Here is a 16751-nt window from a genome sequence, read left to right as displayed (position 1 = left end):
TTATTTCATACAATCTACTGTTGGTGAAATATTATTTCACTTATACTCACTTTGGTGAGCACAAAAACACAGTAGGAGGAATGGAATAATGAAAAAACGACAACGAGCCGCCAGCCTGATTCTTGCCATCATGATGCTGCTATCGCTGCTGGCGCCGTCCGTCACCGCCGGTTCGATGGATCCGCCGAGCGTCACGTTCGGCACGGTAGTCGATCAGCGGCAATCGGAGCTTGCTCCGGGAGCAACCTACACTTGGTATGACATGCAGACACCAAGAGGTAGCCAGAAAGCACATTTCGTGGAGTTCGACCCGAAAAACCCGAACCTCGGTTTGGTAGCCGGCACGAAATCCGGCAAGGTTCGCGGCATGGAGGGCGTCACGCAAATGGCCGCTTATGCCGACGCCCCGGGCAACCGCGTCATCGCCGGCATTAACGGCGACTTTTACGAGATTAGCGGCAACGCGACCGGCGTGCCGAACGGCTTATTCATCGGAGAGGGACGGATTCTGAACAGCTCGACGAGTTCTTACGCATTCGGCTTGAAGGCCGACGGTACGTCGATCTACGGCACGCCTTCCTTGACGAAGACCGTAACGGTGAACGGAACGGCTGCTCCGCTTACGCACATTAACCGTCACCGCGGCGACAATCAACTCGTTCTTTATACATTCGATTATTACGCTTCGACCATGACTTCCGCCGAAGGCGACGAAGTGCTCCTCGATATCGTGAGCGGCGAACCGAAGTCCGGCGCGCCTATGCAGCTTCGGGTAGTCGAAATTCGCACGGGTCAGGGCAACGCTCCGCTTGCGGAGGGACAAGCCGTCTTGTCCGCATCGGGCAGCGCGCGATCCATACTCTCCGGCCTGAAAGCCGGCGACGAGCTTACAGTAAACGTGGAGCTTGCCGGCGAATGGAGCGACGTCCAGGTCGCCATAGGCGGCATGGGGCCGCTCGTGAAAGACGGTGTCGTTCAAAACGGTATTGGTCCAACCGGCGTCCATCCCCGGACCGCGATCGGAACGAAGGCGGACGGCTCCATCGTCCTCTTCGAAATCGACGGCCGCCAGCCCGGCTTCAGCGAAGGCGCGGAGACGGAAGAGCTTGCGGCGATGCTTGCCGATATCGGAGTCGTTAACGCCATGAATCTTGACGGCGGCGGCTCTTCCACCTTCGCGGCCAGGATGCCGGGCGAAACGGCGTTCCGCGTCATGAACAGCCCGTCGGACGGCGGCGAGCGCAAGACGGGCAACGGGCTTCTGCTCGTGAACAAAATGCCGGAGCTCGGAACGGCCGCAAGCCTTGTCGTTCAGCCCGGCGCGGAGCGCGTGCTCGCCGGTTCCTCCCTCCCGTTCCGCGCGAAGGGAATTGACGCGAACGGCCATCCAGCTGCTTTCGGCGGTACGTTGACATGGCAGGTCGACTCTTCGCTTGGCACGATTGAGGCCGATGGCACGTTTATAGCCGGCGAGAGCGCCGGTACGGGAACGATCACCGCGGAAAGCAGCGGGCTGACCGGCACCGCCGAGCTCGAGGTCGTCGATACGTTAACGGCGTTAAGTTTTCCCGACGAAGCCAAAACGTACGAATCCGGCAAATCGGAGACGCTTTCGGTCGTTGCCAAACGAAACGGCCAAGTCATTCAGGCCGACAACGCCAGCTTCGAGTGGAGCGTCGAAGGCGATATCGGAGCAGTCGACGCGAACGGCGTATTCACGGCGACAAGCGACAACGGCAAGTCCGGGCGAATCATCGCCTCCTTTGGCGATCTGGAAGCGTCCATGAACGTCAGCGTCGGCCTCCCTCCCATCGTCATGGAGGGGTTCGAAGACGGACTCGGCAAATATATGTCTGCCGGAGCAGCTTTTAATAGCGTTACGATTACACAGGAAACGAATCCCGACTTCGTTCGCTCAGGCGCTTCGTCGCTGAAGCTGGCGTACGATTTTACTGGCAAAACGGGTACTTCGGGCGCCTATCTGCAGGCCAAAACGACGGCAGACCGCTTGCAAATCCCAGGTTATCCGCAAAAAATCAGCATGTGGGTATACGGCGACGGCAAAAAACATTGGCTTCGCATGCAGCTTCGCGACGCCAACAACGCCGCCATTCCGCTCGACTTCACGGATCAGACGACCGGCATCAACTGGACGGGCTGGCGTTACGTCGAAGCGACGATGCCGGCTGGCAAAACCCCTCCTTTCACCAGCGACATGCCGGTGAGATACATGGAGACGAACAACTCGAAGAAGGACGCCGGCGCGCTCTATATCGACGACATCCGCGCCGTGTACGGAACAACAGCCGAGGACATCGTGCCTCCGATAATCAAAAACATCTCGCCCGCGAGCAACGCGACCGTGAAGAACGCCCATCCCACGATCAACGCCGTTGGCGAGGACGATGGCTACGATCCCATGCAGCATCCCGCGACGACGTTGATCGACCCGGAGAAAATCAGGGTATACGTGGACGATCAGCTCGTTCAGCACGGCCTCTATCCGCCGAAGGGCACGATTTCGTACTCGCCGATCGAGCCGCTAAGCGAAGGCAGACACAAAGCCAAAATCGCCATTCGGGACCTCAGCGGTAACCAGACGATCAAAGAGTGGTATTTTAACGTCAATCTCGGATCGCCTCAGTTTCTGTACGAAACGCCAACCGAAGTATTTGCCGGGGAAACCTACGATGTGACGATTACGGCGGAAACCGCCGCCAAGCTGGTAGGCGGGCATGCGGAATATCAATTCGACCCGGCCGTTATGCAGGGCTTCGAGGTCATTCGCGGACCTAAGCTGACGGAGGAGATGCTTGTCGCGACCGTTCAGGCCGAGCAAGGGCTTGTCCGCCTCGACTTCTCGGCGCTTCAGTCCGCCGCGCTTGCGGACACGGACGTACTTGCCCGTATCCGATACACCGTGAAAAACGATGCGATCGGACCGATCGGACTAGAGCAAGCCAAGGGCGAAGAAGTGACGCGCAATCATACGATCCAGTTCAAGTCCGGCTCCATCGTCAAGGTTGACGGCGACGGCACGCCAATGCCGTTCTTCGGCGCCCCTCTGGAGTCGACGGTAAAAAATCGGTTGAAGCTGCTATGGAACCATGCCGACGTGGCAATCGGTTCCCCCGCTTCTTTTACGGTGACCGAAGCCGGCGTGCCGGTTCAAGGCGCGACGCTTCTATTGAACGGTTCCGAAATCGCCGGCGCGGTGTCGGGAGAGAACGGCATCGTCGTGACGAGCGATGCGGCGATTGCGGCAGGCTCTTATTTGCTGCAGGCGAAGAAGGATTCCGGGTACAGCCCGGTCATGACGTTCGTCGTCGCACCTCTGGTCGGAACGGCGACTCCGACCAATATAAGCGCGTCCGTCGGCGAAGACGCGATGACCTCGCGCAGGTTCGCTTGGCAAACGCATTCGAATACGGCAGCGACCATCGTGGAATGGGCTCCGAAGGCGGAGTTTACGGACTTCGGCGCGGACAATATTACGCGGACGGAAGGAACCAGCAGCCTCTACACGACCAATAACGATGGCACGTATCGCGTACACAAGGCTAAAGTGGCGGGGCTATTGCCGAATACGGAATACGTCTACCGGGTTGGCGACGACGACGGCAACGTCAGTGCGCAAGGATCGTTCCGCACGGCTTCCGCATCCGCTTCGGACGATACGCTGAAGTTCCTGTTCCTCGGCGATTCGCAAGCGACCGACCAGGCAGGCTTCGATCAATGGGGGGATGCGTTGAGCAAAGCGGTGAACGATACGCCGGACGCCGACTTACTCATCCATGCGGGCGACTTGGTCGACCACGGGCACGAACAGGAGCAATGGAACATGTGGTTCGGCGCCGTGCAGGATCTCCTGTTGGACTATACGCTGCAGACCGTGGTCGGCAATCATGAAGTAACGGGCACGAACGGAACGGGCGATTATTTGGCCCACTTCAACAACCCGCAGAACGGCCCGCAGGCCGCGATGGGCAGCACGTATTCGTTCGATTACGACGACACCCACTTCGTCATGCTCAATTCGGATACTTCGTTAGAAGGGCTCCGGGAGCAGGCGGAATGGCTCAAACAAGACTTGGCCGCGACGGATAAAAAGTGGAAGGTCGCTGTCTTCCATCAGGGACCATACGGCAGCATTTACGCCAACACGAACGTGCAGCAGTACTGGGTACCGGTTTTCGACGAATACGAGGTCGATCTCGTGCTGAACGGACACGACCATATTTACCTTCGCACCTACCCGATGAAAGGCGGCGAAATCGTCGGCGAAGGAGAAGGCACGCGGTACGTCATCGGCGGTTCTACGGGACCGAAGTTTTACGCATTGACGGAACGGTACTGGCAGGAGTTCGTGTACGATGAGGACAAAAACATCTTCACGTCGGTTGAGATCGATGGAGACACGATCACGATTACCGCCAAAACGGTTGAAGGCGAGCTGGTGGACAGCTTTAGCATCGTCAAAGAGGATGCGCCGGAGCCGACGTCGACACCTGCTCCGACGCCTATACCTACCCCATCGCCTTCGCCGACACCGGACTCGGGCCGACTGGAAGTGCTGCCGGAGCAGCTAGAGGATGCAGATGACGGCGAGGATATTGTTATTCGAACGGACGTAAGGCTCGAGAAGCTTGTCCTGCCGGGCCATGCGGCCGAGCTGGCCGGTTCTTCCGCTGTCATCGTGGAATCGGGCAATTTACGGATCACGATTCCTTCGGAATGGCTGAAGGAGCTGGCCAACGAGTTGCCTGCCGATGGGCTGGAAGATAGCTTCATCGAGCTATCGATCGATCAAGTAGGCAGCGAGCAAGCCGCGGAGCTGCTGGACAAATCCGCGGACGAAAACAATGCGGAGATCGGACTTTCGGGAATGATGCTTGACTTCAATCTGACCATCACGGATCCGAACGGAAAGCCGAAGACGATTAAACGATTCGACCACCCGCTAACGATCTCGCTCCAAGCGAATCCGGACACCGACAAACGGCTCGCCGGCATCTATTACATCTCGAATTCAGGCAAGCTTGAATACGTCGGCGGCGAATGGAAAGATGGCTGGATCACGGGAACCGTATTCCATTTCAGCAAGTACGCTCTACTTCAATATAAGAAAACGTTCATGGATGTCGGCTCTTCCCACTGGGCAATCGACGAAATTACGGAGTTGTCGGCCAAACACGTCGTGCAAGGCGTCACGGATACGCTGTTCTCCCCTAAGCGGAACATGACGCGCGCCGAGTTCGCGGCTATGCTCGTACGGGCATTAAACCTCGCGGGCACGGCGGAATCCCCGTCGATTCGATTCGCGGACGTACCGACCGATGCCTGGTATGCGGCCGAAGTCCAGCTTGCGGCGCATGCCGGCATCGTCACCGGATACGGCGACAACCTGTTCAAGCCGGATGCCGGAGTTACCCGCCAAGAGATGGCGGCGATGATCGTACGCGCCTACGAATATTCGACGGGCAAGACGGCAGGAGATGGCTCTGCGCCTCCATTCTCAGACACGGCCAACGTGCCGCATTGGGCGCAAGAAGCGATCGGCGACGCCCATTCGCTCAGGTTAATGCAGGGGTATCCGGACGGCGCGTTTAAGCCGGACGGCTTCGGCACCCGCGCCCAAAGCGCGAAGCTTCTGCACAATTTGCTAGAATCGATTTGATTGTTTAAAAAAGCTGCTGCCCCGGTTCAACCCGGTGCAGCAGCTTTTCTTTTTACGCCAAAACCTTCAGCCTAAGAAACCGAAATAAAAGTAAAGGACTCACCGTCATCCAGCACTTGAAATCGTTGGCATATTTGTTATAATGGCAATAGTTTTTAGGAGGTGCTTTATTTGATCACCCATTACATGCGTTTACGGTAAAAAGAGGTGCGGTACAGGTTGACTCATCCGTTTTTTTGAAAGCGTGATCGGGTCTATTTGTGGTGCGCCTTTTTCATTTACCTAAACAAATGAATGAGGTGTTTTTGTGTTGCGTAAAAAGAATAAAAAGCCGGTCGTTGCCGGGTACAGTTCCTGCACGAATCCAAATAAAAGCGGAGGCAGCCCTAACTTCTCCGGTCAGCATTTCCTGCATAACAAACGCGCGGTGCGTGATTTGATCGAAACGGCAAAAATTACGAAAAAAGACGTCATCATTGAAATAGGGGCCGGCCTCGGCGCGATCACGCTGCCTTTGGCGGAGAAGGCGAGGATCGTCATCGCTTTTGAGAACGATGCCGCGTATGTTCAAAAATTGATCGGCAAGGTGGAAGGCGAATCTAATATTAAAATCGTTCATGGCGATTTTATGCGGGGATACCTTCCAAGAGAGCCCTTTTGCGTCGTATCGAATATCCCTTTTTCGATTACAACTCCAATTCTGAGAAAGCTATTGGATGATCCTTCTACCCCGCTACAGCGAGCCGCCATCATTTTAGAGAAGGGAGCGGCCAAACGGTTTACCTCTTCAGTCGTGACGAATCCGCAGCTATTAAGCTGGAGGATGAGGTATGACATGGAACTGGTGCAGACACTCCCCCCGGGATATTTTTCGCCGCCTCCGAAGGTGGAATGCTGCATATTATCGATAAGGAGAAAGGCATGTCCTGAAGTTCCATGCCGCTTTGGAGCTTTGTTTACGGGTCTTGCTGAATATGGGCTAAGAAATCCGAAGTTACCTTTCGGCGGAGCGTTCAGTACCGTCTTTACCCCTCCGCAATTGAAACATTTGGCGTCGAGCCTTGGGATCGACCGGGATAAGCCGGTTTACGCATTAAACGAACGCGAATGGGGCGTTATTTTCCATACAATGCTGGACCATGTCCCTTCCTATCGGTGGCCGAAAACTTCGCATAGCCAAAAACGGAAGCGAGACTAAGCTTCGTTGTTGTAAAAATAAACAGCCTGCCGAATAAACCCAAGCAGGCTGTCCCTTTATTTGTGTTATACCCCCTCTATTCCTTTCAGCTTAAACTGGAACAGGGCCTTTGCGGATACATACAATTACGTTATCTTCTTCAAACCATTGAAAAGCAACGTTAAATCCTTGAAAGACGCCTGTGTTTTGCGGTCCCGAAAACGACGAGAGCACGGCTGCGCCATTCGGTACGACATGAAACAGATCTCCCGCGTTCGCGTCCTCCCGCTCAATCGCGCACCGGAAGGGAATCTGCTCTTCAAGCTCCACTGTTCCTATCGTGACTGCGCCCGTAACCGGATCGACAATGACGCCTTGGTACGTAAGATTCTTCGTAATCGTGCCTTGGACGGTAACCTTCCCCGGAGAAACGCCAAAGATATTTGCAGAGACTGTTAATTCCTGTACAGGCTCCGGTGTTGCGTCCAGCGCAAGCGGCGTAATCAATGTAATAAGGTGATCAACGACGGCTTGACAGCAGGTTTGCGGATTGGCAATAGGACAAGATAGCTGAAGAGCGTCCAGCCCCATGAAATTGTCACTTAGAGAACCGGCATCATTAACCCTTGCGCGAACCGTAAAAGTTCCGGAAGTCGTGAACGTATAAGCCCATTGAACCCAACCCGTACTCCCGGTTGTAAGAACCTCGGCAAGATATGGGGTTGCAATGACCGTGGCGCTTTGCTCGTCTACGAGCTGCACTCTAGCAGAACCATCGGATGGCGGCCCCTGGAATTCGCATTGGAAGAAAGCATACCCTGAAATAGTCTGGCCTGCTGTCGCCGTAAAAGTTTGGATGATCGTTGTCGTTAAAGTGCTGTCACCCGACTTCAGCAAAGCGAAAAAATTGCCTTCGACCGGGTTAAAAGATAAAAACGGAAAAAATGGCGTAGTGAACGTGGGAACGACCGTTGCAGAACCCCCCGAAGGAACTGTTAAGCTCCAACCGGTAAAGTCGCCTGTCTCAAAGCTGGGATTCACAATTTGCGACATCTCTTTTCACCTCCTCGCAATTTAATATCTTACAGAATCAATATATTGCGCACAGACAAGCTTTGCTTGTACGTATTCATCGGCCTTTCTATATCAGCCTTCATCGGAATCAAAAATAGTTGTTTAACGTCATCACTTGTCTATACCGATACGGCTCCCCGCCAATATATATACAAGATAGTCCTCTTGCCTACTTTTCACTAGATTCCAGCAGAGAACCTAAATCTAAGGAGGAAGTAAAAAATGGATGGTATCTGCCCTATTGCCAATCCTCAATCCTGCTGCCAAGTCGTGGTCGAACATCTGACGCAGCTCGTTCCGCCCGCAAAATTCAACCCGGATAATCCAAATGAATTTCCGGTCACTCATTTTATTGTCATCGACACCGCAATCGAAGAAGTATGTCCGGAGAAGGTGACGATCTGCGGCGTCGTCCGTAAAACGATCGTATACACCGCCGTTCTGCAGGACGGAACGGAAGTGGAAAATTTCAAGAAAGAAGACGACATTCCGTTTCAATGCTTCATTGACCGCGATGACGCCAACGTAGGAGACGCCTTCGAAATTGTCGGAAAGACCGTACTCTGCACCGTCTTCGCCCGCCCGGCAAATTTCGGCATTCAAACTAATCCCGTCACTGGAGCAGAAATAGTTGTAGCCTGGAAATTTATAGAGAAAGAAATCCTCAAAATATGTATCCGAAAATCCATCAAGCACTGTAAGAAGGAACCCCATAAAGTGGAGTGCTGCTCCGATCTCTCATGACACGGAGGAATGGTAACTAACACGCAATATATGTAAAAACAGCCTGCCGAGTAAACTCGAGCAGGCTGTTCTTATTGGGAAAGAATTTACGATGAAACCTTCGATTCAATCAGAGCTGCCGCGCCGGCTACGGCAAGAGCGACCAGTAAAGGGTACGACTGCGGAACTAGCCAATAGAGAGCGACAACAAGCAGTGAGACCCAAATACCTGAGCACCAATAGCAGCTTAGCAAATACCCGATCCAAGAACGAATCCCCGAAGCCGGCAATTCAATCCGTTCTACCATTGAACCGTCTTCCTTGTGTTCTACGGTAATGCTCATGAACGGCTTTCGGATGAAGGAAGTGATTTGATCAAACACGATTAAGCGCGTCAAACGAAAAGCGGCAAGCACCAATATTACAAAATGAAGCCATGAAATATCTGACATCGGTTCCACCTTTTTTCGAGTTCATGATACGCCGTCTCTTGTTTCATGATTATTGCGGTAGAACTGGTCCTGGGAAAAAGCCTTTGCGGATACAAACCTTCACGACATCTTTTTCGGCCCATTTCCATGCTACATCAAAGCCTTCATAGACTCCTGTGTTTTGAGGTCCAACCGATAACGAACAAAGCACCGCCGCGCCATTCGGCACTACATGGAACGGATCTCCCGCGTTCGCGTCTTCCCGGTCAATCGCGCATTGGAATGGGATCTGATCTTCTTTCACCACCGTTCCAACAATGAATTCTCCTGTTTCCGGATCGGCAACGACGCCTTGATAAGTGATCGTCTTCTTGATTAAGCCGCAGACGATTACTTTCTCAGGGCATACGCCCTCGATAGTCGCCGTAACGGTCACATCCTGAACAGGTCCCGGAGTGAAGCCGAGCGCAAGCGGAGGAACCAATTGAGTCAGATGATCAACGACGATTTGACAGCAGGATTGCGGGTTGGCAACAGGACAAGACAGTTGGAGGGCGTCCAATCCCAGGAAGCTGTCTGCTACTGAATCGAGAGCATTAGTAACCCTTGCTCGGACTGTATACGTTCCTGCAGTCGTAATCGTATAAGACCATAGTGTCCAGCCAGTGCTTCCCGTTGCTACCGATGCAAAAAATGGGGTTGCGACGACAGTAATACCTTGAAGAATCTGTACTTCGCCAAAATCATTGAATGGCAGACTGTCATTTCCTTGAAAGAATGCATACCCGGATATGACTTGGCCTGCTACCGCAGTAAAGGTTTGCTCAATCGTTGTAAAAGAATTGGGACCGTCCGTTTTCAGCAGAGCAAAGAAATTGCCTTCGATTGGAGTAAAACTCCCGAATACCGAAACGACATTTGCTGTCCCCCCTGGTGGAACCGTTACAACCCAACCGGTAAAGTCGCCCGTCTCAAAGCTGGGGTTAATAAGTTGCGACATTCTATTATTCCTCCTCGTGAAGATAAGATTACTTTCAGAATTAATATATTTGTCGCTGACAAGTTAGGTATGGATGAATTCATCAGCGTATCAAAAATAGGCCTTCGCCAAGCCTGCATTGATTCTTCATTAAAAATCAGGCATTTAACGTCAACGTTTGTTCCTTCCTGCTCTGTTATTTTCTCATAAGATAATGAAATGAAAGGTCAATGCCGCCTTTTTAAAGTAGAAATAGATTCATACTAATAAAGGAGGTTCAAAATAACGATGGGATGTAATTGCGGAAATAATTCCAAGATATACTATGCTCAGGGCGTGACGAGACGGGTGATTGTTCAACCAAGAGTGAATGTTCATCCAAATAAGTTGATTTCCAAAGCTCCCTCCATTCCGGATAACCAACCGAAAGAGTCATTAAAGACGGAGCTTGCTTCACAAGAAACCGACCAAAACCAGCAGTAACGAAGCTTCACACTAACGAATACCAGTTGAATCGGGCAGACCCATGACTTTAAAGCATGGGTCTCTTTGTATGTATGCGATCCGAATTGCTTTCTCTCTAGTTATACTTGGCAAACGTCTGCTAGGTATTTGCAATGTAAGGATATTAACCTAGCAATTTGTGCTCCTTACCTGTGTAGTATATATGGAGCATATGAAAGGATGTGACAAGTCGTTGAGCAAGCTTTTGCTGAAGAAAAAGACTTCGATTAAGCGAATTTTCAAAAAGAAAATCAGCCGTTCCGAGTGCAAGAAGGAATCATGCAGTTCTGAGAACGAGAATAGTCACATTTGTCCCAAAAGCAAAAAGAAATGCTGCTGCAAACGTAAAAAGAAATGCTGCTACAAATGCAAAAAGAAATGCTGCTACAAATGCAAAAAGAAACGCTGCTACAAATGCAAAAAGAAATGCTGCTGCAAATGCAAGGTAATTTGTCCGCCCGGACCCGAGGGGCCGCCGGGACCAGAAGGTCCGCGCGGACCAGAAGGACCAAGGGGACCAGAAGGACCGAGGGGACCAAAGGGACCAGAAGGACCAAGGGGACCAGAAGGACCGAGGGGACCAGAAGGACCGAGGGGACCAGAAGGACCAAGGGGACCAGAAGGACCAAGGGGACCAGAAGGACCGAGAGGACCAGAAGGACCAACGGGAGCTACAGGGCCAACGGGTCCTACAGGGCCAACGGGTCCAACAGGACCGCCGGCGCCAAAAATGCCGCTTGAATGCCATGTCATGATCGATCATAAAACACAATTGGTTCCGCCTGCGGTAAAAGGAACCTCCTGTGCGGAAGTATGCGTCGAGGCAGTTATTGAAAAAGTATGTCCGGGGGTTGTCGTGATTTGCGGCGTCCTCCGCAAGAAAATAACGTATACGGCAGTTGACGGCGGAATTGAAATGCCGTGCCATACGATTAAAGATGACGTTCCGTTTCAATGTTTGATATCGAGAGATGACATAAAAGAATGCGATAAGTTCGAGATCAAGGAAATTACGGTTTGCGAAGTGTTTGCCCATGAAGCCAACTTCGGCGGTCCTATCCATCCAGAGTGTGGTGAGCGCATACTGGCATTTAGATTTGTCGAGAAGGAGATCATTAAGATTGCCATTAAAAAAAAGAAAAAACATGGGACTATTGAATGCACAGAAAGACCGTTAGACTAGGAGCGTTACAGAAGATAGACCCACTGCATAGGGGAAATTCACGCCTCCCCCGTACCGTGGAGACAACCAATTTTATGTCAATTCAGATATACAACAAAAGCAACTCCAGACATAAATTCTGGAGTTGCTCTTATCTTACACTGCTAGACTCTTGATTTATTTCGTCGCTGCGGATTGCTGAACGAATTGCTTAAGTCCGTCCACGATGGCTTGCGCCATCTTGTTCTGCCCTTCCTCGCTCAGGATGACGGCTTCTTCCGCGGCGTTGGTCAGGTAGCCGGTCTCGATCAGAATCGCAGGCATTTGGCTTAACGTCAATACTTTCAGCTCGTTCAGCCGGACTCCCCGGTCTCTGAAGCCCATCGCATCGACAAGCTTCTGATGGATCGAAGTAGCAAGCGCCAGGCCGTTATCGTAGCGGTAAAACGTCTCCGAACCCGAGACGCTGCCGTCTTCGTAAGAATTGCCGTGAATCGAAAGCAGGACGTCGGCGTCCCAATCGTTCGCCATTGCCGATCGGTCCTCGATCTCCACGAACGTATCGTCCGTGCGGGTCATTCGAACCTCGAACATCGGATCCTGCCGAAGCAGTTCGTTTACTTTCAAGGCGATCGCAAGATTGCTGACTTTCTCCTCGACGCCGCTCGCACCCGGCGCGCCTGGATCTTTGCCTCCATGGCCCGCGTCGATCATGATTTTGAACGTTTCCTTCGCGATCTCGGTTTCCGCGTTTCCCGAGCTCACTTGAGCCGGCTCTTCTTCTCGCCCGTCCAGCGCTTTGGTCATTTCGCCTGAATTTTTGGTGAACTGGCTTGCCGCGATCAATACGACTCCCATGAGGACCAGCAGAACGAGCGGGAGCACCGCGAATCTAGCAATCTTTTTACTTCTCCTATGTCTGATCATGAAGATGACGCCCTCCCGAATGTGGATAGATGATTGCCGCCTCTTAGTTATAACATCGGAAAATCACGGGAACGTCAACAACTTGTAACGAAAATGTCTCTAAACTAATTCTAGCACGAAAAGCATAGAGTGAGAGAGTCTGAGAAGCGCGTGGCAAAAAAAAAACATCTTCCGCCAAACCGGAGGGAACGTCTTGCAACGTCCCTCCGCCTGAGAAGATGTGTGGTCTGTTTCATTCGTTATTTCAGGAAATCAACGACGATGAGCTGGGCAGCGTAACTGTATTTGATATCAGAATCTTGGGACGGCTTAGCTACGATCGGGCCATCATACGGCTTCCTCCCATGGATGAGCAAGGCGCCGCCATCCGGGCTCCACGAGAGCTGATCCGCGACGAAGCCGCGATAGACCGTTTTTTTGCTTAGCAAGTTATTTCCTTGCAGCTTTGCGACGTCGACGGTCGCTTCGGCGGTCGCGTAGGCAATGTATTGACGATCGTCGGACAATGCGAAGCCGTCGACTTGGTCAAGCAGCACGGAATAACCTTCATTCCGAAGATCATACGAGAACAAGGTGCGGTCCGTACCGACGAACGCAACCCGGTCGCCATCGAGCCAATCAACCGCACCGCTCTGGTTCAGCGTATGCTCGTATTGGGTTTCGAACTTGTTTTCCTTCAGCTTGCCGAGCTCGAAGCTTAGCGGATCGTTTTTCCCCTCTTTCACGATCAGCGCGCTGCTTCCGTCATCCGACAGCCTAACCGATAAATAAAATGCCGTCTTGATCTGATCCGGCATCGCGTACGTTTTTTTGGTCCCGCTCTCCGTGTCATAGGCTTCGATCCAGATCTCGCCTTGCTCCGATATCGAGAAATAGGAAACAAAACGGCTATTGTTCGACCAAGCGAGCGTACGCGCGCCCAGTCTCAGGACGGATTGAAGCGTATCGATCGATTGCCTCTCCCCATCCGGCAACGGCTGAAGCGTTAACGCGGAGTCGCCATTCTCCTTGTCTCCGTAAGCAAATCCGGTAAAGTACCGGCCATCCGGAGATAAGCTGCCGAAATCGATGATATGGGCTCCCACATCCAGCACCCTTTGCGACTGCTCGAAAGGCTGAACGTATCGGTCGACGGCAACGCTTCCCTTGTTGTCCCATGACAATCGGATCAGCTCGTCAGGGCTCGCCCATCGGATCACGCCGCTGTACTTCTCGTCCATGGACGCCAACCGGTATATCGTATTCACTTCGAAAACATCGCCCCCGGCGTCGGCTGGCGTAGGTTCAGCCGTATCGGGTATGACGATCGTTTCCGTGCGCAAGCCGCCCGCGCAGCCGGACAGCAGCAGAAGGGCCAGCAGCAGGACCGCAAGCGGTCCCGATGGCGTTACCCTATTGTTTCGTTTGCGTATTGGGTTCATCCTTGTCTCCCCGCTTCCATACCGGGCAATTCAACCGTTACGACGGTTTCCCCGGCTTCGCTCGCGACGCGGATCAGGCCGCTTAGCTCGTCTGCTATCGATCGGGCGATGGCAAGGCCAAGCCCTACGCTGCCTTGCTCCCGGGCCGAATGTTCAACACCGTTGAACGGCTCGAAAATATGCGCCAGCCGTTCCGGGGCGATCGGAACGCTTGGGTTTGCGATGACGATCCGGACGCACCCGGTCGCAGACGCTTCCGCCTTGGCGCTAATCTCCGAATGCGGATCACTGTATTTAATGGCATTATCGATTAAGTTGATGAACAACTGTCTCAGCTTGTCCGGCTGCGCCTCTACGTAAAGCTCCGCTTCCGACTCGCAACGGATCGTCTTCTTGTAGCGCTGCGCCTTAAAAGACATGGCGTCGCATACGTCCCTCAGCAGTTGCCCGGCTTCGATCCGGCCGCTGTCCTCCCAGCCCGCCTGCTCCTTCGACGTTTCCAGCAGGGATACGACCATGCCGTGCAGCCGCTGGCTTTCGTCCACGATATGGTTCATCCCCTTGCGGAAAAACGCCGGATCGTTTTCCCCATTCTCCCTGATCAGCTCCGCATACCCCAGAATGGAAGTCAGCGGCGTCTTCAGCTCATGGGTCACGTTATCGAAAAAATGTTTGCCCTGCAAATGCAGCTTCTCCAGCCGGTCGCGGTCCCGCTCGATCTTGCCGATCTGGCTCTTCAGCTGCCCGATCATCTCATTGAAATTATCCGCCAGCCGCCCGATTTCGTCGCGCCTTCGCATCGTCAAGCGGACATCCAGATTCCCCTTCATCACTTCGGTCGACGCGCCCGCCAGCTTGGCGAGCGGAATCGAGATATGACGCGACAGCAAATAGGAGAACAAGAACGCCGCCGCGAAGATCGCGAGCGCGATGTAGAACACGGCGCTGAGAATGCGGTCCGACTGCTCGTAAAGCAGATCGAACGGTTTCGAGTAGCGGAGAATGCCGACCTTCATGCCGTCGATCATGACCGGATAAGCGTACAGCACGGATGCCGTGCCGCCGTCGTACGAAATCGTATAGGCCGTCGCCCCGCGAACGGCCTGCTTCAGGTCGTCTTCAGCCGCGTCGGCGAAGGCGAAAGTTTCGGAGGCCTGGATGAGCTTGCCGCCGACCGTATAAGCGCCGACTTCGCTGGACGTAGCGTAACGAAGATCGCCGATCATCTCCTCCGCGATCTGGGCGAAATAAATGTCGTCGTTCGCGAAGTGGTTGATCAGGAACGCTTGCCGCACGTAGTTGTTGCCCGTTTTTTTCAGCCCGATGAGGTCATCGGTAATGATCTTCTGATTGCTTGTCTGGATAATGCTCGTAACAGTCCAGCTTAACAGCAGGAAGGAAACGGCGAAGATGAGGAAAAAACCGACGATGAACTTGGCGCTGATGGACCGAATCCCGATGCGCATGGCTTAATCCGCGTCTTTCTCGAACTTGTAGCCGATGCCGAATATGGTCGTGATCAGCTCGTTCGCGTCCAGCTTCTTGCGCAGCCGTTGAATATGATTGTCCACGGTTCTTGTTTCCCCGATATAGTCGTAACCCCAAACGAGCTCGAGCAGCTCTTCCCTGGTGAAGATTCTGCCGCGGTTCGTGCATAATTTCATGAGCAGATCAAATTCCTTGGGCGTCAGATCAGCCGTCTCCCCGTTGTTCTTGACGAGCCGCTCGCCCCGGACGATGTCGATGTGCCGGATGCGCAGCGCTTCTCCCGCGACCTCTTCCTTCGCGCCGTGGTTCGCGTTCGCCTGCGCCACCCGGCGAAGAATCGTCCGAATGCGGGCGATGACCTCTCGAAGATCGAACGGTTTCGTAATATAGTCGTCCGCCCCGAACTCCAGGCCGAGTATTTTATCGGTAATGTCGGATTTGGCTGTCACCATGAGGATCGGAATGTTGAAGCTTGCGGTCACTTTTTTGCATAGATCGAGCCCGCTCGCATCCGGCAGCATCCAGTCCAGAACAAGAAGATCGGGGCGGAACCGCTCCATCTCGCGCATGCCTTCCGCTCCGCTTGCCGCCGTCCGCGTCTCATACCCTTCCTTCGTTAAGCCGTAGGCCAGCAGCTCGGCAATTGCCGTTTCGTCCTCGATGATGAGAATTTTGGTTTTGTCCATGATTCGATGATCACCCCGCGCGTCCCATGAAATGGTGTGAACTTGCAACCATCATAGCACGAAGAAGGCGGCACTTAAAAATGACGCATGAAAGGCGCCAAGGCGAAACGGCTGTCGCCGTCCCAGAAGTAAACACGTTTAGGGACAGCTTTTCTTCGTCTACATGGGGTGCAATGGGCCGTATGTGTACGAAAAATCGTACTCACGCCGACCATTAGGGGGGCATCGGGCCGAATGTATACGAAAAATCGTACTCACGCCGACCATCCGGGGTGCAACGGGACGAATGTGTACGAAAAATCGTACTCATGGCGCCCATTCGGGGTGCAACGGGACGAATGTGTACGAAAAATCGTACTCATGGCGCCCATTCGGGGTTGTATCTATTAAGCCCCCTAATCAAGTTGGAGAGATAGCAGGGAAATAAGGTACAATCTTGATGAAGGGGGCGGGGATGATGAGACAACGGAACAATGCGTTCAAAGAGGTACGATATAAGGCA

The 16751-nt window shown here is 53.2% G+C and carries 11 protein-coding genes; 4 read left to right on the top strand and 7 right to left on the bottom strand.

Features of this window, described 5'->3' with window-relative positions; all coding sequences use genetic code 11:
* The first annotated feature begins 88 nt into the window (after nucleotides 1-88).
* The gene (locus tag RB620_RS26095; protein ID WP_308099539.1) at nucleotides 89-5677 is read left to right on the top strand and encodes an S-layer homology domain-containing protein; all 5589 of its coding nucleotides are present in this window, start codon (nucleotides 89-91) and stop codon (nucleotides 5675-5677) included.
* Nucleotides 5678-5987: 310 nt separating this feature from the next.
* Nucleotides 5988-6875 carry a 23S ribosomal RNA methyltransferase Erm gene (gene erm, locus RB620_RS26090; protein WP_308099537.1) on the top strand — a complete coding sequence of 296 codons (888 nt, stop codon included), beginning with the start codon at nucleotides 5988-5990 and terminating at the stop codon, nucleotides 6873-6875.
* 90 nt (nucleotides 6876-6965) lie between these two features.
* Here erm and RB620_RS26085 read toward each other — a convergent pair whose 3' ends face one another.
* A complete protein-coding gene (locus RB620_RS26085) occupies nucleotides 6966-7907 on the bottom strand; it encodes a hypothetical protein (RefSeq protein WP_308099535.1) in 942 nt (313 codons plus the stop codon).
* Between the two features lie 243 nt (nucleotides 7908-8150).
* Here RB620_RS26085 and RB620_RS26080 point away from each other — a divergent pair, with 243 nt between their 5' ends.
* Nucleotides 8151-8672 carry a hypothetical protein gene (locus RB620_RS26080; RefSeq protein WP_308099532.1) on the top strand — a complete coding sequence of 174 codons (522 nt, stop codon included), beginning with the start codon at nucleotides 8151-8153 and terminating at the stop codon, nucleotides 8670-8672.
* Between the two features lie 86 nt (nucleotides 8673-8758).
* On the opposite strand, the gene RB620_RS26075 is transcribed toward RB620_RS26080, so the two are convergent.
* Both RB620_RS26075 and RB620_RS26070 read right to left on the bottom strand, forming a co-directional pair.
* The gene (locus tag RB620_RS26075; RefSeq protein WP_308099530.1) at nucleotides 8759-9103 is read right to left on the bottom strand and encodes a DUF1360 domain-containing protein; all 345 of its coding nucleotides are present in this window, start codon (nucleotides 9101-9103) and stop codon (nucleotides 8759-8761) included.
* A gap of 49 nt (nucleotides 9104-9152) precedes the next feature.
* The gene (locus tag RB620_RS26070; protein ID WP_308099528.1) at nucleotides 9153-10082 is read right to left on the bottom strand and encodes a hypothetical protein; all 930 of its coding nucleotides are present in this window, start codon (nucleotides 10080-10082) and stop codon (nucleotides 9153-9155) included.
* Between the two features lie 1234 nt (nucleotides 10083-11316).
* Between RB620_RS26070 and RB620_RS26065 the strand changes: the two genes are divergently transcribed.
* The gene (locus tag RB620_RS26065; RefSeq protein ID WP_308099526.1) at nucleotides 11317-11748 is read left to right on the top strand and encodes a hypothetical protein; all 432 of its coding nucleotides are present in this window, start codon (nucleotides 11317-11319) and stop codon (nucleotides 11746-11748) included.
* 156 nt (nucleotides 11749-11904) lie between these two features.
* On the opposite strand, the gene RB620_RS26060 is transcribed toward RB620_RS26065, so the two are convergent.
* From RB620_RS26060 to RB620_RS26045, 4 genes are all read right to left on the bottom strand, one after another.
* A complete protein-coding gene (locus tag RB620_RS26060; protein WP_308099524.1) occupies nucleotides 11905-12654 on the bottom strand; it encodes an N-acetylmuramoyl-L-alanine amidase family protein in 750 nt (249 codons plus the stop codon).
* Between the two features lie 239 nt (nucleotides 12655-12893).
* Nucleotides 12894-14075 (bottom strand): WD40 repeat domain-containing protein, encoded by a 1182-nt coding sequence (locus RB620_RS26055; protein WP_308099522.1) that lies wholly within the window; start codon nucleotides 14073-14075, stop codon nucleotides 12894-12896.
* Entirely contained in the window at nucleotides 14072-15541 is a 1470-nt protein-coding gene (locus tag RB620_RS26050; protein ID WP_308099520.1) for a sensor histidine kinase, read from the bottom strand. Before RB620_RS26050 ends, RB620_RS26055 begins: the two co-directional genes overlap by 4 nt.
* Before the next feature lie 3 nt (nucleotides 15542-15544).
* Nucleotides 15545-16249, bottom strand: a complete 705-nt coding sequence (locus RB620_RS26045; RefSeq protein ID WP_308099519.1) for a response regulator transcription factor — start codon at nucleotides 16247-16249, stop codon at nucleotides 15545-15547.
* Between the last annotated feature and the right edge of the window lie 502 nt (nucleotides 16250-16751).

Source organism: Paenibacillus sp. LHD-117 (assembly GCF_030929555.1).
Lineage (GTDB): Bacteria > Bacillota > Bacilli > Paenibacillales > Paenibacillaceae > Pristimantibacillus.
The sequence above is the reverse complement of the archived record's forward strand: the minus strand, read 5'-3'. Positions and strand labels throughout refer to the sequence as shown.